The organism is Nitrospira sp. Nam74 (assembly GCF_965152615.1).
Window position 1 is genome coordinate 1,083,924 of record NZ_OZ224220.1, and the last position, 23,530, is coordinate 1,107,453.

The following is a 23,530-nucleotide window of genomic DNA, read 5'->3' on the forward strand; positions in this document are numbered from 1 at the left end:
CCTCCTTCAGTGTAGGCGCCTCCATTCTCTGCACCGCTCCCTCCCGCGAACAAGTATGTCTGATGCGCCTCTTAGGTAGGACTGATGATGACAACGTGGCTCAGGCCGATTCCAAAGCGATGGCTTCTAGTACTCTGCCGAATGCAGCCTCCGTCGGCGAGATGCCACTCCGCCTAGCCATGAACGGCGCATCACTCAGCCGATCGCCACATGAACAGAGACTGCCAGCGACCAAGGGCATAAAGCCAGTGAAGTTGGACGTGGGCTGATTTTCGTGGCTGGTATTCTTTGCCAGCGAGCCAGAATGCGGAATCTTTGACAGAACTGACGTTGGAATTGGGCGACGGGATGGAACCAGAAATAGTGGCGGTCGTCGATGACACGGAACGACACAGTATTGAAGCAAAGTGGCTTCCAGTGATGATGAGCGGCAGGGCATGTTTCGCTTTCTGGGAGTGTATAGGAAACAATTTGCCGGTGCTATCGCGGGTTGCAACCAAGATACCTAACGAGATGTGGATACGTGCCGCGATCACATTGTCGTTGGTGTTCGCTCTTTGCGTGCGGTTATCATGCATAATATTTGGTATGCCTGGCTCTTCAAGCCGGCTTCCCTTGCGCATTGTACGCTGAGTTTGCAATAGACGCTTTTTCTGCACTGTGATCGATTGAAGCACTTACTTCTGGGAACCGATTGCTGTTATGATGACTCTCGTGTACCGTTTGTTTGCCGACCGACGAAAGGAACTGACTTTGAAAACAACGAGGCTGATTGCCACCATTATCGTATTCTCTCTTATCGGGGCCCCGGCTGTATCGTTTGCAAAAGCCAGAGGCGGCTCTGGAGGATACTCGAGCGGGTCGCGCAGTAGCGGCACCTCCGGGAGCATGGGAAGCCGAGGATCACGGACCTATGATCAGAACGGCTCTCGACCGATTGAGCGGTCCACCACGCCTTCAGCAGCGCCTTCCCAACCAGGGACAGCTCCCTCGGCCGCCGGACCCTCCGTACAGCCCTCCCCGGCCATGCAGCCGTCCTTTCTGCAGCGCCATCCCTTACTGGCTGGAATTGCCGGAGGTATGGCAGGGTCATGGATCGGACACATGCTCTTCGGAGCGACGGACAGCTCCGCCCGTGTGAGTGAAGAGGCGCGCGATGAGGACAGTGGATCAAATGGCTCCGGTTCTCCTGGATTGCTCGTCCTGTTGATGCTGCTCGGCGCCGGAGCAGTCTACTATTTTATGCGAACACGCCGGACGCCGGTGCCTGACTTCTCGGGTCTCAGGGCGAGTGCCTTACGTGAGACGTCCCTGCAACCCGTGTCAACCGGCAGCATTGCAACCAAGGTGCTTGAGGCAGAAGTCACTCCGAGTGATGAAGCGGCCTTCAGACAGATTCTGATCGATGTGCAGACGGCTTGGGGGAAGGGGGATCTCGCCGCGTTGCGGCGCCTCGTGACGCCGGAAATGCTCTTTTATTTCAGTACGGGCTTAAGCGAGAACGCCAGCCAGGAAGTCGAGAATCGCGTGGAAGACATCCATATCGTGAAGGCAGAGGTGCGCGAAGCCTGGATGGATGATGCGATACAGTATGCGACGCTCTTGCTGCGATGGATGGCGAGGGACTATACGGTGTCTTTAGCGAAGCGACCGGGAGAGCCCGGCTATGTGATTGAAGGCAGTGAACAGACACCTCGCGAAGCGGCTGAGACCTGGACCTTCATGCGATACCAGAATGGCAAGTGGTTGCTGTCCGCGATCCAACAGGTGGACTGAACCCGCACAACACCAGCTTAAGGTATAGCCGACATTTAGCTGCTGCCGCATAGATCGTAGCTGAAACTGAAGCTAAACACACGTAACCGTTTTCTCCTTCTCCCTCTTAAGAGAGATAAGCTAAACGCCTACTCCTCCATAATTCTCCCCCAGGCGGCAATGAAAACCTCATTGCTGGATTACATAGAATCCCGGGGACCGTCCGACTTCCCCCTAAACTTATCAATCGCTTCTGTTTTGTCTTCGGATTACCGCCAACCGACGACCCGACATGCTTCTGACACCCGCCACAACCAGCTGCCGATACTCGCCATTGCGCCTCGCTGTTAGGATCAATCCGTAAAGACACGTGAGGGATAGTTAGATGCCACGAATATCTAAACAAGGAGGCACTCATGATTAGAAAAGCCATTCAGTTCTCTGTCGCGGCTGGCATGTTGTGCACCGTCCCGGTATTTGCACAGACCGGGCAACATGCACCGGGTTCGTTGGATATGACGAACACCAAGGACCCTACACCAAGTGAGTATGCTGTGCTACCACTGGCCCGAGGACAGAAACAGGACGCGAACAGTGATCTCGTAGGTGAGGAAGTCAAAGGCAAGGACGGACAGGTTGTCGGCACACTGGACAAGCTCATTATGGATTCCAAAACCGGGAAGATTGAATACGGCGTGGTGAACTTCGCCGATACTCATGAGACGTGGCCGATCCTCTGGAACAGTTTTAAAGTCAGTAAGGACGGAGAAATTACCCTCAACCTCACGAGGGAGGAGTTGCGGAAAAAAGAGACGTTGGAGCAATCCAAAGATCTGTCTCCGGATATCAAGAAGCTGATGAAAGACATGCAGAAAAATATGGGGGATCCCAAGGTTAATCAGCAAGGACTCGGCGTGACCAAGCAGCCGGCGTCGGGCGGCGGAATGGGCGAAGAAAAAGCGGGAGGCGGTGGTCCGAGTGGACCGCGTGCAGATCCGCTCTCCGATAAAGCTCCACAATATGAAGGCGATGACAAAGGACATCGCTAATCGACACGGCGCAGGGATCGGTCGCTTGGATCGATCCCTGCCTTCTTGGTCCTACCCGTCGCGTTGATTTCTCTGCTCCGCTCACCACGTTACCATCGTCACGAGAAACTCGGTTCTTCTGAAGCCGTCGATCTCAATGCAGTCGTCTAGGTAAACACTACCTACCGTGTGGCGATCTTTGCCGATTATTCAACGGCAGGAATGAAGAATCGCCACGAAATCCATGACCGGTATCTGCGGCATAAAACTTGAGACTAAGGCGTGTGAGCCGATGTGCGATGGTAAGGGCAAAGACGTCCTCGTCTCAAACAGCATGGTGCGATGATTGAAACAATAGCAGGATGGCTCAGTCACGACGTGGCTCTGTGGGGCAGGTTATACAGCCCATTGCTGAGTTGGATCGGCGCGGGAGCGCTGATCGTGTTCGCATGGTGGCAAGCCATGCGGCTCTATGCAGCCGTTCGGGCAGCGCGCGCCTTGTGTACGGATATCGATGATTCACTTGTTCCATTGCTGCAAGAGCGGCGCGCAACGCATCGAGATCCGTTAACCCCCCAGCACCATACATTCCGCTCCAAACCCTCGCTCCCCAATAATTCGCGCGATGCCGACGATCTGGGCCGACTCGACCGCCTGATGGACATCGACCCCGCGATGGCACAGGCCTGGGTGCAATATCGAAAAACATTGGTCCTGGAGCAAGTCGCGTGGTTTCAAGAGCCTCGAATCTTTAGTACACGACACGCCGAGGATTTCTTCACCTTCGATCGGCTCTTCGCCCGGCGGATCCACTACGCGTGGTACAGCCATGTGCCGTCGTTTGTGACGGGCATCAGCCTGCTCTTGACCTTCGTTGCGCTTCTCATGGGGCTCAGTCACTTACACGCCGATGCACAAGGCATTCAAGGACTCCAGGGTTTGATCAATGGGCTGGCGGGTAAATTCCTGACGTCTATTGTCGGGCTGTTCTGTGCGAACATCTTTTCCCTCGTCGAGAAACGAGTGTCGATCGGACTGGTCACGGCTCATCAGGAGTTAGTCAATTCCCTCGAAGGTCTGTTCCCACGCAAAATGTTGGAGCAATGGCTTGAAGAGCAAAACGGTTCGGCAGGGACCATGAATGTCAGGGAGGGGAGCGCGGGGCGTCCCGACTTGGAGGTCTCCATTCATAACCTGGGGCTGATGATTCAGGATCTCACCAAGGCCGTGAAGGCACACACTGTGGCGTTGGAGGAAGAATCCGATGCCGGCGACGCAGTGCTCAAGTTCGCGACACCGGTGAGCCATGGCCGGCACGGTGCCTTCGCCGCGACTGGCAGTCTATCGGATCGACCATGACCGTGCGAGGCGTCTGAACATGGAGATTCCATGATACGAGGGTTACCGGAGCAGCAATTGTCGCAGTCCTCGCTCACAGTTCATGGCATGGCGGATCTTATGACCTCGCTGGCCGTGATGTTCCTCCTCTTGTTTGTCGCCGTACCTTGGCGCCCTCCCGTACATGAGGTTCCGGCCGATCAGATCGACAGCCCGGCCGAATCGGCTTCAGTCGCGTCGCTCCTTGCCGAGCAGGTGCGCCAGTTTGGGCTGGCCCCTGAAGAGGTCGATGCGTCGGAGCTGATGGTTGTCATGCCGGAAGCGCTGCTGAATTTCGAATTCGGTAAGAGCACGCTATCTGCGGCGGCACTGCAGTATGTCGCTGAAGTCATGCCGATCTACGCGGGGACGGTATGCGGGCCGATACGTGATCGCATTGAGTCGATTGTCGTGGAAGGTCATACCGATGATGTGGGGGATGATGCCGCGAATCTCAAGCTCAGCCAAGCACGTGCATTAGCCGTCCTGGTGGCAAGCATGCAGGCCATCGAAGTATCCGACCCGGCTTCGGCCGAGTGCTTTCAGTCGCTCGCATCTGTCAGCGGTCGGGGCAAACAGGATTTGGTATACCGAGACCGGAGCATCGATCGGAATCAGAGCAGACGAGTCGTGTTGAAGATGCGTCTACGTCCGCCTCGTTCGGCTACACCGTCATCGAGATCGTCTTCATCGCACCCTTCCCGGCCTTCCCAGCCTTCTTAACCAAGGAGTACTCCGACAGTTCATCCTTGAGTATCTTCCCGACCGACAGACGCGGGACAGTTACGCTTGTACAATGAAGGTAGTGTTTGGACGCAGCCTCCCCGTGGATGCATCTATGCGCGTGCCGTGGATCACAAACGTGTCGTGTGCCGGATGCCTATTGATTGCAGGTTGTACGTTGCCCGCCGGCGATACGCGCCAATCAGTCGTGGTGGAGAGCGCTGAACATGTTCCGGAATCTACCTTACCCTCTTCTGATACGGCACAAAGTCATGTTGAACGCGGGATCGCGCTAGGCGTTCAAGGGCATTTGGATCGCGCGATCGACGAGTTTCAGAAGGCGATTCGTCTTGAGCCGGACCATGGCGACGCTCATATTAACTTAGGTTTGGCGTTCGAAAAGAAGGGTGAATGGGACCGTGCTCTCACGGAGTATGAGCGTGCCATCAAGGCTCAGCCAAACCATGCCGCTGCGCATCGCGGTTTGGGCGTGGTGCTTCACCGAAAGGGCGATCTCACGCGCGCTATTGCGGAATACCGGACGGCGCTTCGCCTTGACCCCACCTCCCTGGATGCGCATTACAATCTTGCCTTGGCGCTGCACGCGCATGGGGATCTCCAAGCCGCGATTGCCGAATACGATACGGTGATCCGCCTGAACCCCCAGTACTCCCCCGCCCATCACCATCTTGGCTTGGCACTCTGGCAACTAGGCGATATCGACGGTACGATTATGGAGATGGGTATTGCTGTCGGCATGGAGCCGTATGTGGCCGACTCTCACTACTATTTGGGGTTGGCCTTAGAAGCCAAGCACGATCCGGACGGAGCATTGGCAGAGTACGAATCCGTCGTCAAGCTGAAGCCTGATGACTCCTCAGCGTACCTTCGTCTTGGGCACGTCTTGGAACAAAAAGGCCGAGTCAGTGATGCCATCGGTGTCTACGAACGTGCAGCTCGCATTGTGCCCGGGGATGCCGACGTGCACGCCGCCCTTGGACTGGCATTGAAGGCGACGGGAGAGTATATCGCCGCTCGTGCAGAACTCGAGGAAGCGCTGCGTCTGATTCCGAAGGAGCCGGCGCATCAAGAGCGGCGCGAACAGTTACAACAAGCGCTTCAAGCCATTGCGCTGAAAGGGTGAGGTCATCAATCGTCACCATTCCGGCGTGGCATGCCTTAGATGCCCCGACATTACGTCATTCATATACACCAAGATACGGGGGCTTTTATGAAACTCCATCACGTCACACTCGTCCCGTTCATTGCAATTGGAATCACGGCCGTGACTCTCTCGGCATCCGCGCAGCCGGCGCAACTCAATAGCGGACCGCAAGCCGTGAACCCCAACTCGGGTTCCCCGGGGATTTCTCCTCCCGTATCGGGAAGTTTTGGCGTCACGCCGGCACCGGGTGCAGTCCCAACACCAGGCTACGCACCGGGCGCTGCACCATCGTCCGGGGTGGCGGGAGGCGCGGGGCCCGGGATGTCATCGGGTGCGCCGTTCTCAGGGACGGGCTATGGCACCAATTCGATCGGATCAACGCTCCCACAACCGGGTGCAACCGTTCCGTCTTCCCCTGCGATTGGGACTCCAGGCGGTGCAATGAGACCTGGTGGAACTTCGACCAATCCCGCCTTAGGTGTAGGGCCTGGACCCGGATCGCCAGGCCCGAGCATGGGGACGACGCCATCTTCCGGCGCCCTGGCACCTGGCGCTGGTGCAGGAGCCGGCGCAGGACGGTAGGTCACAACTATGCAGGCTATGGGTGGACAGGAGTGTGGCGTTCCAACGCCAAATCGAGCTCACTCAACTGGTGCGTGAGTATCGGATTTACCCGTCTCAATCCTTCGTATCTGGGTTGATAATGCCAAATCGAGCTGGGATATGAGCGTAGAAGACTCGTAGGTGCTGTTCCTTGAGGAGGTTCAATAAACGTTCAGCTTCCTGATCGCTGACGATGAATTCCACTTCAACCGTGACACTGCCGGCCAATTCAAAGAAGTGATCTTCATGCAACACGTGGTGTCGGCCAAAGCCCGCCATGGCTCGAAATGCCGAACCACCACCGATACCCATCTTGTTGGCTTCTTCAAGCAACCATTCCCAAAGAAGGGCACCTCGATGGCGGTCCCGTTCATGGATATACACCCGTAGAAATGAACCTTCCATGGTAGAACTCCTTTCATGGCCGATTGCGGTCTTGCTGTGCTGCCGGAGTCTTGGTCATTAGACATGGGACTCATGCACTTCCATTGAAACGGGGTTATCCTTTTGTCACAAGCATCTTAATCGTAAGAATACCTAATCCGGTGAGCAACACCGAGCCGCCTAGATGAAGCGCCGTCAACACAGCGGCCCAGGCATATTGTTCTCGCGTCAGAAGCGTCATCACTTCCGCAGAGAATGTTGAGAATGTCGTGAGGCCCCCCATGAATCCGGTAATAATCAGCAGCCGGATCTCAGGCGGGACGCTGGTGTTATGCGCAAAATAGGCGACGGCCACGCCGATAAGGTAACCTCCGACCAGATTGGCAGCGAGCGTTCCAAGCGGTAGAGTGGGAAAGACAGGGTTTAACCGGATGGCGAGTATCCACCGGAGCCAGGCACCAAGTCCGGCTCCTCCAAACACGGCGAGGAACGCATATACCCCCATGAGTCTCCCTTCCTGGTCATCTTCCAATTGATGAGGTGACCATCATCTCTGACAGTTCATACACGGCACATGCAGGGCATAAAAAAACCCCTACCATGCAGGATGCATTAGTAGGGGTCATCAGCTGACGCACAGCGGTTGATGGCGAACCCCATCGCCGTTTTTTGAGCCATTATAGCGGACGTCTTCTAAAAAGCAATCGCCTTCTAATGAGATCCATTGTGCCGAGGCGTCGCTTATTCATTTCACGTTCCCGCCTCATTTGACAGCACTTAAATAAAAACACATAATCGTGCCTGCCATCAGTAGAATGGGGGATGGAAAATGAATTCAATGGAAAAGGAGGATGTAGATGAAATTGGAGAAACTATTTGTTGTCTTCATGCTCATTGTTCTCTTGCTCCCTGGCTGTTCCCCAATTATGGCGGCAAACCGGTCTTCGTACAGAGGTGATGTCAATGTCATCAAAGAAGGTATCGATCGGGGAACTGTGATCGCTGAACTGGGTGAGCCTGATTCTTTCAGTAAAACGGAAACTGGGGGATACGAGGATAAGTACACGTTAGATCCTGGTGCCCATCGCGCGGCTGTGAAAGTTCTCACAGTCCTGTTTCACCTTGGAGCGGACCTTGTGACTCTTTGTTTATGGGAAGTGGTCGGGACACCGTACGAACTTGCCGTCAGGGATAGATTGGCAACATACGATCTCAAGTACAACGAGAACGGCAAACTGGCTTCTTTTGAAAAGAGAAAGTCGTGAATCTGCTCCATTCTGCGAACAGAACTTGGCGTCCGCGGCTCTGTTTATTAAAGAGGAGTTCCAACAATGATGCAAATTGTGTCCATGGGCGTTCTCACGATGCTGATCTTGGCAGTCGGCGTGCCGTCCCATGCGGATACTATGTATGCCGATCACGTCACAGGGCTGTATAGGGGCGATACGACGATCGGCTTTGCGCCTGGCTGGTATGGCGGCACGTTCACGTCCAGCTTTCCCGTTACTTTAACGGATAGTCAGGCGGCGGCGGCCGTTCTCGGGGCGCCGGACAATGTGTTTCTTTCATTGCCTGGAAACGAAGCTGCCAATCCGACAACTGTAGGGTCCGCGTTTCAGTGGGCGTATGTGGAAGTGGGATTTGCGAGCCACTTCGGGGCGAACACAGAGCTCTTGATTACAGAGCTCGGTGATAATGTTGAATCGGCGCAACTCTTTATCTGGACTGTCGATGGAGAAAATATTCAACAGACGATCACGAGGGGGACGAGCGACACGATTGCCGTCAATCTTTCGTCGTATGCCGGTTTTGTAGCTGCTCATGGTGGCGCGTTTACCCGGGTAGGCATCGGCGGCGTGGATCTGAATGGCGCCTCGCCGGGATTCGATCTGGATGCAGTCGGTGTCACGTTCGTTCCCGAACCGTCTGCCTTACTCCTTCTGGGGTCCGGTCTTGCCGGGATGGGATTAATCAAGCGAGGTAAAATTACAATGCAGGCTTTGCGCTAGTGCAGGTGCCGCTGCATGCAGTGGGCGCGCTTTAGGTAATCCCACCCGCTCTCCTACGGCGGTCCTCTTCTCTTTTCTCTTAAACAATCAACTCAGCCGCCTCGTTTACAACCTTCTATCGCCTTGTTAGGATGCGTCTTCTATGCGATCCAGCATGATGGTGTTCTGGGGATTCGTTGCGGCGTTGTGCACGGTGGCCTTTAGCTTCGTCACCGGCCTCGTCAATCCCGATGAAAAAGTGAACGGGCTCTGGCTGGTGGTGGCCGCGGCGTGCTTCTATGCATTGGCCCTCCGCTTTTACAGCGGATTTCTGTCTCGGCGTGTCATGGAACTTGACGATACGCGTATCACGCCCGCTCACCGCCTTCACGACGGCACCAATTTTTATCCTGCAAACAAGTATGTCTTGTTCGGCCATCACTTCGCGGCTATTGCCGGCGCCGGTCCACTGTTGGGTCCCGTGCTGGCCGCGCAGTTCGGATTTTTACCGGGGTTTCTGTGGCTCGTGGTCGGCGCAGTCCTGGCCGGGGCGGTGCAAGACTTTATTATTTTGGTCGCGTCCATGCGGCGAAATGGCCGTTCGTTGCCTGAAATCGCGCGCGATGAGCTCGGCCTCGTCACAGGAACCGCCACTGCAGTCGCCGTCCTCTTTATCGCCGTCGTGGCATTAGCTGGATTGGGCCTTGCCGTAGTGAATGCACTCTATCGTAATGCATGGGGCACGTTTACGATTGCGATGACGATTCCGATCGGGTTGCTGATGGGCTTTTACCTCCAGACGTTTCGTCCCGCGCGCATCGGTGAAGTTTCGGCGCTCGGAGTCGGTCTTCTTGTTGCGTCCGTTATCATGGGGCGCGTGGTGGCACAATCTGACTTCGCCGCATGGTTTGAATATGAACGGTCAACACTGGTCTGGCTCTTAAGTGGATATGGATTCTTCGCTTCCGTGCTGCCCGCCTGGATGCTCTTGGTGCCACGAGGCTATCTGTCGACCTTCATGAAACTTGGCGTCGTGCTTCTGCTTGGCCTTGGTGTGGTCCTCATGGCGCCCACCGTAGAGATGCCGCGTGTGACGTCATTTATCCATGGCGGCGGGCCGATTATTCCCGGCACCCTGTTCCCCTTTCTCTTCATCACCATTGCGTGTGGGGCCATCTCGGGATTTCACTCTCTGGTCTCATCCGGGACGACGCCCAAGATGATTGAATACGAGACGCAAGCGCCGGTGGGCTATAGCGCGATGCTACTCGAAAGTTTTGTGGGGGTGATGGCCCTGATTGCCGCGTCGGTCCTCGTCCCCGGAGACTATTTGCGCATCAATACGATGTTGTCTCCTGATGCGTTGGCCACGATGGGTTTTCCGACGGCAAAGGTTGAAGAACTGTCCCGGTTGGTGGAAGTGGACGTCGCAGGGCGGCCCGGTGGAGCGGTGTCTTTGGCCGTGGGCATGGCCTCTATCTTTTCCGCCTTACCGGGCATGGGAGGCTTAATGGCCTATTGGTATCAATTCGCCCTCGTCTTCGAAGCGCTGTTTATCCTCACGACCATTGACACCGGCACACGCGTGGCGCGATACCTGATCCAAGAAATGGGCGGCCGATATTACGTCCCGTTACGGAACATGACGTGGTGGCCCGGTGTCGTGCTCAGTAGTGGGATAGTGGTCGGCGCGTGGGGATATTTAATCTCGACAGGGAGCATCTCGACGATTTGGCCGATGTTTGGGGCAGCCAATCAACTCTTGGGAACCTTAGCCCTGTGCATTGCTACGACCGTGCTGATTAAAATGAGGAAGTCCCACTATGTCTGGGTGACAGTCATTCCGATGGTCTTTGTCGGCATGATTACGTTGACGGGGTCCTATGAAATGTTGGGCATGTTTGTGGGAAAGGCAATGGCTGCGGGCGGGACGGGACAAGCGGTGGCCTTGTACGTTGATGCCGCCTTAGTCGGCGTGGTGGCACTTTTGGCCGTGATCGTCCTGGCGGATAGCAGTCGACAATGGTACGGGTATATCGTCCTGAAGCGCTCGTTTACGAGCAGCGAGGTAGTCGTCTCCAGCGGCGGATCTGCGGTGACCGGCCGTCTGACTGCGAGTGACGGTTTTCATCTTCCCCCGGGCGGCTGTTGTTAATCGGAGGTGTTATGGCTGACCAATTTTCATTTGATGTGGTATCCCAGGTGGACTTGCAGGAAGTGAAAAATGCGGTTGAGCAGACGACCAAGGAAGTGCGCCAGCGCTTCGACTTCAAAGAATCGAAGACAGAACTCACGCTCAATGAAAAAGAGAAACAGTTGACCATCGTATCGGACGACGAATATAAGCTCAACGCGGTGCTCGACATTTTGAAAGCAAAATGCGTCAAGCGCGGCGTTTCTGTCAAAGCGTTGAACTATGGCAAGCTCGAAGAGGCACTTGGCGGCACTGTTCGTCAGGTCATCACCATTCAAAGCGGCATCCCGGATGACAAAGCCAAGGCGATTGCCAAGGACATTCGTGATGCCAAGTTGAAGGTCCAAGCCCAAATTCAGGGCGAACAAATCCGCGTCTTAAGCAAGAGCAAGGACGAGCTCCAAACCGCCATTACCTTTCTGAAGCAAAAAGATTTCGGGATTGATCTGCAGTTCGTGAATTATCGCTAAGCCTAGGGATCTCAAAATGGCCCTATCACACCCACCCTGGCCCAGGCGCGCCAAGACGCGCTCCTTCCTGAGCTTCGTTCTCGGGTCGAAAAATCCTCCACGGACCCATGGGAGAGAGCCGGTCTTGGCCGACTTAGAGATGGGTGGGTAGTGTATCGGTATGCCTCCGATTTTTTCTTGCCTGCGGCCTTGCTCGGGAAGGAGTGCGTCTTGGCGCATCTGGGGTGTAAGGTTATAGTTCATGACGTTTTTGAGCCTCCTAAAGAGCCTGTTCTTATATCTCTCTGATTACCAGACATGCTCACTTGCCGATACCTGTGCTTTCTGATTCTTGCTTTCCTCTCCCTAGTCTCTTCCGGATGTGGTCGCAGCGATGCCATTGTGGTAATTGCGCTGCACCCGAAAAATCCTGACATCCTGTATGTCGCCACGAACGACTATATTTATAAGTCGCGTGACGGAGGCCGCACTTGGGAGAACCTGTCGCATAACATGAGCCATTCCCGTGTCATCTCCATGGCCATCGATCCCGCTTATCCGGCAACGGTATACGCAGGCACAAAAGGGGACGCCGTCTATAAAAGCTATGACGGCGGGCAGCGATGGGTCTCACTTCGTGCAGGTCTCGACGATGTGACCATTAGCTCCGTCGTCAATCAATTCGTCTTCGATCCCGCCGATAACAATCGTCTCTTTGTCGCCACGACGATGGGTGTTTTTGAATCAACGAACGGTGGCGAGCAATGGCAGAAACGCATGGACGGCATGAAAGAAGTCTTGATGGTCGTGACGCTGGCGATGGATCCCGTGCGGCCGGACATCATGTATGCGGGGACAAGCGGAGGCGTGTATAAAAGCGTCAATCAAGCCGGTCGATGGGAGAAGATCAACAATGGCCTGGTCTCTCCGAAGGAACTCACCTCTTCTCGGGCCCTGGGCGTCACCGTCATGGGTGTGGACCCATTTTCGTCGGATACGGTGTACGCCGCGACGCTAAGTGGAATCTATAAGTCAACGAATGGCGGACAATCATGGGAACGGATTGCTCTGTCTCTGCCCGATCAGATGATCAGTGCAATGGTCCTGGATCGAACGACTGCCGGCACGGTGTACGTGGCGAGTCGTGAAGGCGTGTACAAGAGCGTTGATGGCGGAGGCACATGGCACGCGATCAATACGGGACTTGCGACGCTCAATATACGCTCGTTGGCTCAAAGCCCAACTGATCCACGCGTCCTGTATGTCGGCACCAATGGCAGCGGATTGTATCGCAGCCGCAACGGCGGGGAGACCTGGGAAGCCATGGCCCCGGTTGGATCAGAAGGGTAGCGAAATGCTAGCTACGAATGGAGAGTAGCTCACTGGAACCGTTAGCGGTTATTCAGGCTAGAGTCTCCAATTGAAGGCCCTACGCGTACTGGGTTCGTTGATGCACCAGTTGGACCTTGTGTCGTCCCGATTTCAAATCCCGTGGAGATCGGCAGATCGCTAGGCGGTGTATTGCCCCCGCCAAGTGCCGGGCCGGATCGGGTGGGTAGATTCGTATCTTCGATACTTTGCCCTCTCCGTGGATGCAGGTCTTCCCGAACATCGCTGTAAGGAGATACGGTGCGATTAATATCCGCTCCAAACGAACTTCCCAACGTGGTGCTTTCAATATCGCCACCGATTCTGGTTGGAATGGTGGTATTTTGAATTTCCATCCCCGTGCGAGCCGATGCCGGGGGTCGCTTGGCACGAAATTCTTTGGCGATCGCATCCTCTTCTTCTTCAATCTTTCGGCGTTCTCGTCCTGCGGTTTCGTAATCAAGCCTATCCAGTTTCTGCTTCGATTCGGCGAGTTGTTCCAGGCGAGTTTGAAGCTTGCGCAGGTCGTCTCGAGCGCGTGCCACGGTTCCGACGATGGCTCCCAGTGTATACTGTCTTGCAAACGTGCCGAGCTTAGGACTTTTCCCTGCCCCGCCGAGCAACCCACCGCTTCCTGTCCCGTCTCCTGGCCCGGCCGTGGTCGCGCCATCTCCTTTGCCAAAGCCGGTGCTATTGTAGATTCCTTTTTGCTGGACTGATTTGAGGATATACGAGGCCTGTTCATGGAGGTCATCGAGTTCCTCCATCGATTCGATCTTGTTCGCGCAACAGTCCAGGAACTCTCGATAGCGTTGCACGAACTTCGACGCCTCATTCTGAATCTCCAAGATCTTAATGGGATTCTCTGCCTTCCCTTCTTTTCTTCCGGCCTTTTGGTCGTCTACCGGATCGACAAGGGGAGTGCAGCCCGGGTCAGGAGTCGTTGTAATCAGATTGTCAGCGGTCCGATTGGGGCACCAATAAATGGGGGCTGGAGGGTTGAGCGGATTGTTAGGGTCAAACTCTTTGGGCCAGGCGTCTGTCGGTCCTATCACAAGGCTTATCAGTGCGATTGCCGGACCGAAATGTTTCATATGTTTCTCCTAGGCTGTCTGCCTAATCATTGTCTCCGTGGTCATCGGAAATGTCAATGAAAGCCTGAATTCATGCGCCCTTGAAAGCTCTCAGGGAATGCGTTACGCTGCATTCCTGCACAAAAAATGGGCATGGTGGAGAAGCGAAGATGACGCCTATTGTCTATGTACAAGACGTGCCTCGATACGTGGGACAAGAGGTCACTATTCGAGGATGGCTGCGGAACAAGCGTTCGAGCGGGAAGCTGCACTTCTTAATTGTTCGGGACGGGACCGGCGATATTCAAGCGGTCGTCAGTAAAGCAGTCGTCGGAGAAGAATCGTTTGGGCGTTCCGCAACACTCACACAGGAGTCGTCGATTGTTGTGACCGGCTCGGTCCGGCAAGATGCTCGTGCGCAAGGCGGCTACGAACTGGATGTGAAGCGTGTGGAGCCGGTGCACATTGCCGAATCGTTTCCTATCCAGCCGAAAGAACACAGCGTCGGATTTTTAATGGAGCATCGGCATCTGTGGCTGCGATCCACCCGGCAGCACGCGGTGCTTCGTATCCGGCACGAAATCATCCGCGCCTGCCGCAATTTTTTCGACGATCGTGGTTTTCTCCTCGTTGATACGCCGATCTTTACTCCCAATGCCTGTGAGGGGACTACGACGCTCTTTCAAACTGACTATTTCGATGAGAAAGCCTATCTCACGCAGAGTGGCCAACTCTACAGCGAGGCCACAGCGGCTGCTTTCGGCAAGGTCTATTGTTTCGGTCCCACGTTTCGAGCCGAAAAATCTAAAACACGCCGTCACCTGATGGAGTTTTGGATGGTGGAGCCGGAGGTTGCCTTTGCCGAATTGCCCGACATGATGAATCTGGCGGAAGAGTTTCTGTCATTCATTGTCGAGCGGGTATTGGAGAACCGGCGCGATGAACTGGCCGTCCTTGAGCGGGATATCACTAAGCTCGAGCGGGTGAAAGCACCATTTCCGCGGGTCTCGTATACCGATGCCGTGGCGATACTTCAGCAGAAAGGAAATCCAATCCAGTTTGGGGATGATTTTGGAGGAGACGAGGAAACTCTGCTGTCGAATGAATTTGACCGACCGGTCATCATTCATCGCTATCCAGCCGCCATCAAAGCATTCTACATGCAAAATGACCCACATCAGGCGGACCTGGCACTGTGCATGGACGTGCTGGCTCCCGAAGGCTACGGCGAAATCATCGGCGGCGGGCAACGCATCCATGAGTATGAAAAGTTGCTTGCTCGCATCCGAGAACACAAATTGCCCGAAGAAGCGTTTCAATGGTATTTGGATCTTCGGCGATATGGTTCAGTGCCGCATGCAGGATTTGGGATGGGCATTGAAAGAGCTATCGCCTGGATCTGTGGGTTGGATCACGTGCGAGAGACCATCGCCTTCCCACGGATGCTCTATAAGCTCTATCCTTAACCCAGGATTGGGCGTAGGCCCCGCTTAAGTGATACAATCACAGTGAGAATCTGCGACACTTCAAGCAACATCGCCCTCTTTCCTCACCTATACCTACAATCAAACTCAGCGGTATAAACACTATTTCGCTACGCATGATAAGCGCTGACAACACCGCGCTCTTACAAATTGAAATAGCTTTGCCCTGTGTTGACGTGTACGCGACCCCGCGCATATTCTTTGACTGCTTGATTCACCTTAAATGGGTAAGCTTGTGTTCAGAGCATGATCGGCATGAAGACCTCTCTCACAAAGCTATGAGTCTGTTGCTCAGCTCGTGGCAACTCGCCTCAATTTTCTGACACTTACACGACTCCCATGGAAGGCTCGGGCCTTATCACCGGGTTGTAACAGACGGCCAAACCTTTTCTCTGCAGTACGTTTTGCGTGCCATGGCGGCCCCCACCTCTATACCTTTCCGCTCAACGGTCCACGTAACTTGGGATCTAAAACGTTCAGTTTTATGGTTCCCGACGCAAGATGCCATGGCAATGGCTGGTGTGTTGACCCGAGGAGCACGAAGGTAGGCCGCTCGGCAAAAATGGGGCGCCGATGATGTTCCACGGTTGGTAGTCCTTTGGGGTTGGATAAGACGCCAAGAAGCCAGGTTGCCTCATAACTGTCCATCGGCAAGCCCGATAAAGTACCTATTTGGATACGCCTGTGTGTAAGATGAGTATCCTATTAGAAAAATAAAGTTTTTGATTGACAACCTATGAGAGGCGGGTATACTTCTGGCGAAAAGTGGGAGAAAGTGGAGGAAGATGGTGGCAGCCATATCCGTCCTGAGTTTGGCCATATTCCAGTCCTGCTGGAAGAGGTCATGGCGGGGCTCCATTGCCGAACAGGTGGAGTCTATGTCGATTGCACCATCGGGCAAGGAGGTTTGGCTGCGAGAATCCTCGATGCAGTAGGACCCGGCGGAATGTTGATCGGCATTGATCGAGATGAGGAAGCTCTTGCCATGACTCGCGGACGACTCAACCAGTTCACGCCGCAATTAAGGCTTATGCATGGAAGTTTTCGCGACATCAAACAGCATGTTCACGCATCAGGATTCTCATGCGTCGATGGAATTGTGTTTGATCTCGGGGTTTCTTCCACTCAATTGAATGATCCAAGCCGCGGCTTCAGCTTTATGGAGGAAGGGCCTCTCGATATGCGGATGGATCGAAGTGCTGAGACGACGGCTGCTCAGTTGCTCGAAGACCTATCAGAAGTCGAACTCTCCAATATGATTTTTCAGTATGGTGAAGAGCGGTATGCACGCCGCATTGCTCGCTCGATTGCACGCGCCCGTGAGCTGCGACCTTTGCGAACGACTACGGACCTCGTGTCAGTGATCCGGAGTGCCGTTCCAGGCTCCTACCGGCATGGCCGCATCCACTTTGCGACCCGCACATTCCAGGCTCTGCGAATCGTGGTCAACGGTGAGCTCGATATCTTGGCCGCTGCCTTTCGAGATGCGGCCGGTATGCTGTCTCCAGGCGGCCGCCTCTGTATCATTTCATTTCATTCTCTCGAAGATCGCATTGCGAAGCATACGATTCGCGAGTTGTCGCAAGGACCGGAGCCGGTGTTGCTCACAAAGACCAAAAGACCGATCGTTGCTTCAGAGCATGAAGTAACGGCCAATCCACGGTCGCGCAGCGCGAAATTGCGAATTGCTGAACGGCTCCCTCAACGGAGGTGTGCATGAAAACATTCACCGTCCTTGCGGTATTGTCCGTCTTGCTCTTGTACGTGTGGGAGCGAGTCGATGTCGTGCAGGTCGGGTATCACATTGAAGAACTGAAGTCCAAGAAAGTAGCTTTGGAGCGAGAGCGTGATGAGCTCCGATTAAGGGTTTCGACGCTCAGCTCGCCGGAGCGGATTGCAAAAGCGGCCACCGAGAAGCTTGGTATGTTGCCGCCCCAGCAGGGCCAGGTTCGACTGGTGCGGCTGATGCCTGATGTACCGACAAAAGAGTCGGCCATCGCAGCCGTGGCGATGGAATTAAAGGTCGCGAAGCACGACGTATTGCGAATGGCGCCATGACAAAATCAGACCCTCTTCGTCATCGACGGGTCTTTATCGGTATCCTGCTCTTGCTGGGGTTTGGCGGCATCCTAACCAGATTATTCTTTCTGCAAGTCCTTCATGCGGCCGAGTTGACCGCAAAAGCGGATCGTCAGCATCAGAAGACCGTGACCGTTGAGGGGGGGCGCGGCGCGATCGTGGATCGGCAGGGCAAAGTTCTGGCAGTGAACATGGATGTGCCGTCGGTCTTTGGAATCCCTACATCACTCGACAACCCGTCAGGCGTCGCGCACGATCTCGCTCGAGTGCTCCACGCGAGGCCGGAAGATATTGAACGCAAATTGAAGCAAGAACGGAACTTTGTCTGGATTGCTCGTAAACTGGACCCCGAGCAGGGGCGTCGGCTGGAAGCTCTTTCCCTGGATGGTATCGGCATCGTCCTGGAAGGGCGTCGGTTTTATCCAAACGGCACATTGCTCTCTCATGTTTTGGGATTTGCCGGCATGGACGGCCAGGGTCTCGAAGGCCTCGAACGGCGTTATGACAAATATCTAAGCGGCGAGAAACAGTTGGTGATCCTTCAACGGGATGCGCTGGGCCGGACGGTGTTTCCCAAGGGAATCAGCGAACGGACTCCGACCCCGGGGCATAGCCTGACATTAACGATCGACGAATTTATTCAGTATGTCGCCGAAAAAGAATTGGACGAAGCGGTCACGTCCGCTCGTGCAAAAGGCGGCATGGCCATTGTCATGGAACCGAAAACAGGCGCGATACTCGCGATGGCGCTTAGCCCCAAGTTTGATCCTAACGCCATGTCGGGAATGTCCGCTGATCGATGGCGGAACCGCATTATCACGGATGCGTATGAGCCTGGCTCAACAATGAAAGTCGTCGTGGCGGCGGCAGCATTGGAAGAGCGAATCATGAAGCCAGACTCGCTTATCTATGGGGAGAATGGCCGGATGGAAATCGCCCGTACGGTTATTCACGATCATGAAAAATCAGGCTGGATTACGTTCGCGGAGGTCATTCAGAAGTCCAGTAATATCGGGGCGGCGAAAATAGCCATGCAGCTTGAGGAGGCACGGCTCTATCGCTACGTCAAGGCGTTCGGATTTGGGGAAAAATCGGACATCGATCTGCCCGGAGAAATGGCCGGGCTTGTGAAAGTGCCTAAAGATTGGGGGCGGCGCTCGTTGGCCTCCATCGCGATGGGGCAAGAGATCGGCGTCACGCCGTTGCAACTGGTAACGGCCATTTCCGCAGTCGCCAACGGCGGTTGGTTAATGAGACCCTATGTCGTTTCCGAGATCCGTGACGCCGGCGGTCATTTGGTCGGCCGAATCGAGCCGCAAGTTCGACGGCAGCCAATTTCAACTGCAACTGCTCGCACGGTGACGGATATATTGGAGGGTGTCGTGACGATGGGAACCGGCCGCAAGGCTGCGGTACCGGGATATCGTGTGGCGGGGAAAACAGGAACCGCCCAAAAAATCGATCCGCGTACGGGCGCTTATTCTTCCAGTCTATTGATTGGGTCCTTTGTCGGCTATGCTCCCGCAGAGGACCCGCGTGTAGCTATCGTGGTGGTGATTGATGAACCAAAGGCGGAGGCCTGGGGTGGTGTCGTGGCGGCACCGGTGTTTAGACGGATCGCCGAGCAGGTCTTGCCGCATCTTGGCGTGTCACCCCAAGAGCCAGTCAAGCTGGCGCTGGCATCCTGATGCTGATCTACTTGGAATGAGTAAGAAGGGGTCGATGCGTTTATGACCTTGGAGGAACTCATCGCTCCGCTGAAGAAGCAGGGTGAGGTGACGCGTCAGCGCGGCGATATGCACGTGCCTGTCGCTTCGCTGACGGATGACTCTCGGCAGATCAAACCAGGCATCCTTTTTGTGGCGGTCAAAGGAGAACGGCTCGACGGCCATTCCTATCTGCGTGAGGCAGTAGCGGGTGGGGCGGCGGCGTTAATCGTGCAAGACGCCTCGGTCTCACAGGACCAGCCCGTGCCAATCGTCGGATTGCGCGATTCTCGACGAGCGTTGGGTATATTGGCGGCTCGATTGCTCCATGATCCCTCGGCGCATCTCCGCATGATTGGTGTGACCGGCACCAACGGCAAGACGACCACCACCTATCTTTGTAAAGCCGTACTCCAGTCCGCGAAACGGCACGTGGGGTTGATCGGGACCGTGGCGTATGAGATCGGTTCCGAGCGGATCGATGCCTCCCATACGACACCGGGAGCCGTTGAACTGCAGCAGCTCTTGGCCCGGATGGTCCAAGGCGGGCTGGATGCTGTCGCCATGGAGGTTTCGTCTCATGCCTTAGCTATGGATCGCACGAGTGGATGTGAATACGACACGGCCGTCTTCACAAACTTAACGCAGGACCACCTGGACTATCACCATACGATGGAGGAGTACTTCCAAGCGAAGTTGCGTCTATTTACAGGATTGACGACGTTGGGAAGCAAGCCGGGGCCCAAACGAGCCATTGTCAATGTGGATGATCCATGGGGGCCCCGTATTAAGGAGGCCTGTCGTGTGCCGGTGTGGACCTATTCAATACGTGAGTCCTCAGACATTCGTGCTCATGATGTTCGCCTCTCGGTCGATGGCACACGCTTTCGCGCAGTGACGCCAAGCGGGGACTGCCAGGTCGAAAGCCGACTGGTCGGTGAGCACAATGTCTCCAACGTCTTGGCCGCGATTGGGGTGGGCCTGAGCGAGGGATTGTCGCTCGACGTCATCCGCGAAGGCATCGCTACCGTACAGAACGTGCCCGGACGATTCGAACGAGTCGAGGCGGGGCAAAATTTTTCCATCGTCGTAGATTATGCGCACACGGAAGACGCGCTGGTTCGTCTGTTGACGGCGGCGCAAGCGCTCAAGACCGGGCGGATTATCACGGTGTTTGGTTGTGGAGGAGATCGGGACCGTGGCAAGCGCCCGAAGATGGGCCGTGCCGCAACTGAACGCAGCGATGTCGTCATTCTGACGTCGGACAATCCGCGTACGGAAGACCCGATGGCCATCCTGAAAGAAGTGGAAGCGGGCGTTCGCGAGGTGCTTGAGACCAATCGAGTCCGCTATGAGATGATCGCCGACCGCCGCATAGCGATCGAAACGGCCATCCGAGAGGCGCGGCGCGGCGACATGGTGCTGATTGCCGGCAAAGGCCATGAGGATTATCAGATCATCGGAAAGCAGAAGTTTCACTTTGATGATCGAGAAGTGGCGCGGGAAGCGGTCGGAAAGCTCAGATGATGATCGTGCCGTTGCCTCTTCGAGCCTCCGGACCCGAGGCGATGAAAGTGGATAGGTCGCTGTTTACCCTTGAAGAAGTGCTGGAAGTGACGAGCGCTCGCCTGCTCCTTGGCGACACCACGGGGCTGCGCCGCAAGATTCGCCGCTTGTGCTCGGACTCCCGAGATGTCGGACCAGGAGACCTCTTTGTCGCATTCAAGGGCGACCATTTCGATGGACATGAATTCGTCCAGCAGTCGCTTCAAAAAGGCGCCATCGGTGCACTGATCGAGAGCAGGTCTCGGGCTGCCTCATCTCTACAATCATGGAGGGGCGAGACGACTCCATTCATCCTGGGAGTGCCGGATGCGCTTCTCGCCTATCAGCAACTTGCGACGTACCATCGAAGCCGTTTTCAAATCCCCGTCGTGGCCGTTACGGGCAGTAACGGAAAGACGACGACGAAGGAGATGGTCGCTCGCGTCCTTGAGGAGCAGTGGAAGGTCCTTGTCACCGAAGGGAACTTAAATAATCGTATTGGCGTCCCTCGCACGCTCCTCCGGCTCACTGATCGACACGAAGCGGCGGTGATCGAAATGGGTGTGGACCACAAGGGGCAAACGACCCGATTAGCGGAAATCGCCCGGCCGACGATCGGACTCATTACCAATATCGGGCCGGATCATCTCGAGTTTTTCGGAACGATGGAAGTGTCCGCCGAGGCGAAAGGGGAATTGCTGGATTTACTTGAGCCTGATCAAGCCGCCGTGCTCAATGCCGACGATCCCTATTTCGGGTACCTGGCCTCACGGGCCCGTTGCCGCGTCGTCTCGTTCGGGCTCTCACCCACTGCGTTGGTCCGGGCGACGGACGTGCAGTCCGATGCCAAAGGCATGACATTCCGGTTAAGCCTTCCCGGCCGGATCAGGCCAACGCCGGTCACCTTACCGGCCCACGGGTTTCATAATCTTTCTAACGCGCTGGCGGCGGCGACCGTCGGCTATCTCTGTGAACTCAGCGGCGCGAAGATCGCTCAAGGCCTGCTTCATTTTCAGCCGGCCACCATGCGTTCTCAAGTCGAACACCTCAGCGGCATCACGGTCATCAATGACTGCTACAACGCCAATCCGGCGTCTATGAAAGCTGCGGTCGATCTGCTGGCGGAGCTTGGCGCTGGGACGCACACGATTGCAGTGTTGGGCGATATGTTAGAGCTCGGCGTTCACTCAACTGCATTTCATCTGGAAGTTGGCGCCCATGTGGCGGCTCGTGGCATAGGTTCGTTAGTGAGCTGCGGGGCCTTGGGACGTGCGATCGCAGAAGGAGCCCGGAAAGCCGGACTCGCACATGGGCGGATTACGGAATGCTCCGATGCACAAGATGCTATTTCCCACGTGCTCTCCATTGCACACCCCGGCGATGTCGTGCTCGTCAAAGGCTCGCGCGGCATGGCAATGGAGCAGGTTGTCGAGGCCTTACGCCCAGACACATCAGCCTCCGCACAAAAAGGAAAACGATCGATGGCCGGTAAAGGAGCGAAGCGCTAGGTATGCTGTACCTCTTGCTCTATCCCTTGCATACCGAGTTTTCATTTTTGAACGTATTCCGGTACTTAAGTTTTCGGATCATCTATGCGGCGGTCACCGCGTTTCTCCTCGTCTTTGTGCTGGCGCCTCCGCTTATTCGAAAACTGCAGGAAATCAAGCTCGGCCAAAACATCCGAGACGATGGACCCAGCCGGCACCAGACCAAGAGCGGAACTCCGACTATGGGAGGGCTTCTGATTCTCTTTTCAGTCGTGATTTCGACGATTTTGTGGGCCGACGTGACGAATCGCTATGTCTGGTTGGCGTTATTAGCCACCGCGGGATTTGGATTAGTGGGGTTTGCCGATGATTACATTAAGTTTGTTGGCAAGCGCTCCAAAGGGCTCACTGCATCACAAAAATTCATTGCGCAGGGAGCGGTCGCTTTGGCCATCGGTATCTTCTTCTATTTCCTGCCCGGCTATTCCACTCAGCTGAGCGTGCCGTTTTTCAAATCGTTCACGCCGGATTTGGGATGGCTATACATTCCGTTTGCCGTTGTGGTGATTGTCGGCGCGTCCAATGCCGTGAATCTAACGGACGGCCTCGATGGTCTGGCTGTCGGGCCTATCATGATTGCGTCTTTGGCCTATACGGTCGTCGTCTATGTCGTGGGCAATAAAATCACGTCGGAGTATCTCTTGATTCCGCACATCGACGGGGCGGGCGAGTTGGCTGTGTTTACCGCGGCGATCTTCGGAGCGAGCCTGGGATTCCTATGGTTCAATACGTATCCCGCGTCGGTTTTTATGGGGGATGTCGGCTCGCTTCCGCTCGGAGCGGCCCTCGGAACGGTCGCGGTCATCAGCAAACATGAATTGCTGTTGCTCCTAGTCGGCGGTGTGTTTGTCATTGAAGCCATTTCGGTCATCTTCCAGGTCGCCTCGTTTAAGTCACGTGGAAAACGGATTTTCTTAATGGCCCCCATCCATCATCATTTTGAGATGAAGGGGTGGGAAGAACCGAAGGTCGTCGTGCGGTTATGGATTATTGCGATTCTTCTCGCGTTACTGAGTTTGAGCACCTTAAAACTACGATGAAGCGAATGCTGAAAACGGGTCC

Annotated in this window: 21 protein-coding genes and 1 riboswitch; of the genes, 18 read left to right on the forward strand and 3 right to left on the reverse strand. The window is 55.3% G+C overall.

The window, feature by feature from the left end; translation table 11 throughout:
• Window positions 1–702: 702 nt before the first annotated feature.
• The 6 genes from ACWHYZ_RS05235 (at window position 703) to ACWHYZ_RS05260 (ending at window position 6,630) form a co-directional block, all read left to right on the forward strand.
• Entirely contained in the window at window positions 703–1,776 is a 1,074-nt protein-coding gene (locus ACWHYZ_RS05235; protein WP_447986232.1) for a Tim44 domain-containing protein, read from the forward strand.
• Between the two features lie 395 nt (window positions 1,777–2,171).
• On the forward strand, window positions 2,172–2,804 hold the full coding sequence (locus tag ACWHYZ_RS05240; protein ID WP_447986233.1) for a PRC-barrel domain-containing protein: 633 nt from the start codon (window positions 2,172–2,174) through the stop codon (window positions 2,802–2,804).
• A 321-nt stretch (window positions 2,805–3,125) separates the two neighbouring features.
• A complete protein-coding gene (locus ACWHYZ_RS05245; protein WP_447986234.1) occupies window positions 3,126–4,142 on the forward strand; it encodes a hypothetical protein in 1,017 nt (338 codons plus the stop codon).
• Window positions 4,143–4,172: 30 nt separating this feature from the next.
• Window positions 4,173–4,883, forward strand: a complete 711-nt coding sequence (locus tag ACWHYZ_RS05250) for an OmpA family protein (RefSeq protein WP_447986235.1) — start codon at window positions 4,173–4,175, stop codon at window positions 4,881–4,883.
• A gap of 115 nt (window positions 4,884–4,998) precedes the next feature.
• A complete protein-coding gene (locus ACWHYZ_RS05255) occupies window positions 4,999–6,027 on the forward strand; it encodes a tetratricopeptide repeat protein (RefSeq protein WP_447986236.1) in 1,029 nt (342 codons plus the stop codon).
• An 87-nt stretch (window positions 6,028–6,114) separates the two neighbouring features.
• Window positions 6,115–6,630 carry a hypothetical protein gene (locus ACWHYZ_RS05260; protein ID WP_447986237.1) on the forward strand — a complete coding sequence of 172 codons (516 nt, stop codon included), beginning with the start codon at window positions 6,115–6,117 and terminating at the stop codon, window positions 6,628–6,630.
• 96 nt (window positions 6,631–6,726) lie between these two features.
• Here ACWHYZ_RS05260 and ACWHYZ_RS05265 read toward each other — a convergent pair whose 3' ends face one another.
• Together ACWHYZ_RS05265 and crcB are read right to left on the reverse strand one after the other, a co-directional pair.
• Complete coding sequence (locus tag ACWHYZ_RS05265; RefSeq protein WP_447986238.1) at window positions 6,727–7,056, reverse strand: DUF190 domain-containing protein; 330 nt, start codon at window positions 7,054–7,056, stop codon at window positions 6,727–6,729.
• Window positions 7,057–7,150: 94 nt separating this feature from the next.
• Entirely contained in the window at window positions 7,151–7,540 is a 390-nt protein-coding gene (crcB, locus tag ACWHYZ_RS05270) for a fluoride efflux transporter CrcB (RefSeq protein WP_447986239.1), read from the reverse strand.
• A gap of 104 nt (window positions 7,541–7,644) precedes the next feature.
• Window positions 7,645–7,708, reverse strand: a riboswitch (Fluoride riboswitch).
• A gap of 184 nt (window positions 7,709–7,892) precedes the next feature.
• On the opposite strand from crcB, the gene ACWHYZ_RS05275 reads away from it, so the two are divergent.
• The 5 genes from ACWHYZ_RS05275 to ACWHYZ_RS05295 all read left to right on the forward strand — a co-directional run bounded on the left by ACWHYZ_RS05275 (window position 7,893) and on the right by ACWHYZ_RS05295 (window position 13,016).
• Window positions 7,893–8,300: a hypothetical protein gene (locus ACWHYZ_RS05275; RefSeq protein ID WP_447986240.1), complete on the forward strand. Its 408-nt coding sequence runs from the start codon at window positions 7,893–7,895 to the stop codon at window positions 8,298–8,300.
• Window positions 8,301–8,366: 66 nt separating this feature from the next.
• The gene (locus tag ACWHYZ_RS05280) at window positions 8,367–9,044 is read left to right on the forward strand and encodes a PEP-CTERM sorting domain-containing protein (protein WP_447986241.1); all 678 of its coding nucleotides are present in this window, start codon (window positions 8,367–8,369) and stop codon (window positions 9,042–9,044) included.
• A gap of 142 nt (window positions 9,045–9,186) precedes the next feature.
• Window positions 9,187–11,178: a carbon starvation CstA family protein gene (locus tag ACWHYZ_RS05285; protein WP_447986242.1), complete on the forward strand. Its 1,992-nt coding sequence runs from the start codon at window positions 9,187–9,189 to the stop codon at window positions 11,176–11,178.
• 11 nt (window positions 11,179–11,189) lie between these two features.
• Window positions 11,190–11,687 carry a YajQ family cyclic di-GMP-binding protein gene (locus ACWHYZ_RS05290; RefSeq protein WP_447986243.1) on the forward strand — a complete coding sequence of 166 codons (498 nt, stop codon included), beginning with the start codon at window positions 11,190–11,192 and terminating at the stop codon, window positions 11,685–11,687.
• A gap of 381 nt (window positions 11,688–12,068) precedes the next feature.
• Window positions 12,069–13,016, forward strand: a complete 948-nt coding sequence (locus ACWHYZ_RS05295) for a WD40/YVTN/BNR-like repeat-containing protein (protein ID WP_447986244.1) — start codon at window positions 12,069–12,071, stop codon at window positions 13,014–13,016.
• A 41-nt stretch (window positions 13,017–13,057) separates the two neighbouring features.
• Here ACWHYZ_RS05295 and ACWHYZ_RS05300 read toward each other — a convergent pair whose 3' ends face one another.
• On the reverse strand, window positions 13,058–14,128 hold the full coding sequence (locus tag ACWHYZ_RS05300; protein WP_447986245.1) for a hypothetical protein: 1,071 nt from the start codon (window positions 14,126–14,128) through the stop codon (window positions 13,058–13,060).
• Between the two features lie 149 nt (window positions 14,129–14,277).
• Between ACWHYZ_RS05300 and asnS the strand changes: the two genes are divergently transcribed.
• The 7 genes from asnS to mraY all read left to right on the forward strand — a co-directional run bounded on the left by asnS (window position 14,278) and on the right by mraY (window position 23,508).
• A complete protein-coding gene (gene asnS / locus ACWHYZ_RS05305) occupies window positions 14,278–15,573 on the forward strand; it encodes an asparagine--tRNA ligase (RefSeq protein ID WP_447986246.1) in 1,296 nt (431 codons plus the stop codon).
• Window positions 15,574–16,327: 754 nt separating this feature from the next.
• Window positions 16,328–17,311, forward strand: coding sequence for a 16S rRNA (cytosine(1402)-N(4))-methyltransferase RsmH (rsmH, locus tag ACWHYZ_RS05310; protein WP_447986247.1), 984 nt, complete (start codon window positions 16,328–16,330; stop codon window positions 17,309–17,311).
• Entirely contained in the window at window positions 17,308–17,649 is a 342-nt protein-coding gene (gene ftsL, locus ACWHYZ_RS05315) for a cell division protein FtsL (RefSeq protein ID WP_447986248.1), read from the forward strand. The genes rsmH and ftsL overlap by 4 nt, the downstream gene beginning before the upstream one ends.
• Window positions 17,646–19,358: a peptidoglycan D,D-transpeptidase FtsI family protein gene (locus tag ACWHYZ_RS05320; protein ID WP_447986249.1), complete on the forward strand. Its 1,713-nt coding sequence runs from the start codon at window positions 17,646–17,648 to the stop codon at window positions 19,356–19,358. Before ftsL ends, ACWHYZ_RS05320 begins: the two co-directional genes overlap by 4 nt.
• A gap of 42 nt (window positions 19,359–19,400) precedes the next feature.
• The gene (locus ACWHYZ_RS05325) at window positions 19,401–20,903 is read left to right on the forward strand and encodes a UDP-N-acetylmuramoyl-L-alanyl-D-glutamate--2,6-diaminopimelate ligase (RefSeq protein ID WP_447986250.1); all 1,503 of its coding nucleotides are present in this window, start codon (window positions 19,401–19,403) and stop codon (window positions 20,901–20,903) included.
• Window positions 20,900–22,429 (forward strand): UDP-N-acetylmuramoyl-tripeptide--D-alanyl-D-alanine ligase, encoded by a 1,530-nt coding sequence (locus ACWHYZ_RS05330; RefSeq protein WP_447986251.1) that lies wholly within the window; start codon window positions 20,900–20,902, stop codon window positions 22,427–22,429. Before ACWHYZ_RS05325 ends, ACWHYZ_RS05330 begins: the two co-directional genes overlap by 4 nt.
• Before the next feature lie 2 nt (window positions 22,430–22,431).
• Window positions 22,432–23,508 carry a phospho-N-acetylmuramoyl-pentapeptide-transferase gene (gene mraY, locus ACWHYZ_RS05335; RefSeq protein WP_447986252.1) on the forward strand — a complete coding sequence of 359 codons (1,077 nt, stop codon included), beginning with the start codon at window positions 22,432–22,434 and terminating at the stop codon, window positions 23,506–23,508.
• Window positions 23,509–23,530 lie beyond the last annotated feature (22 nt).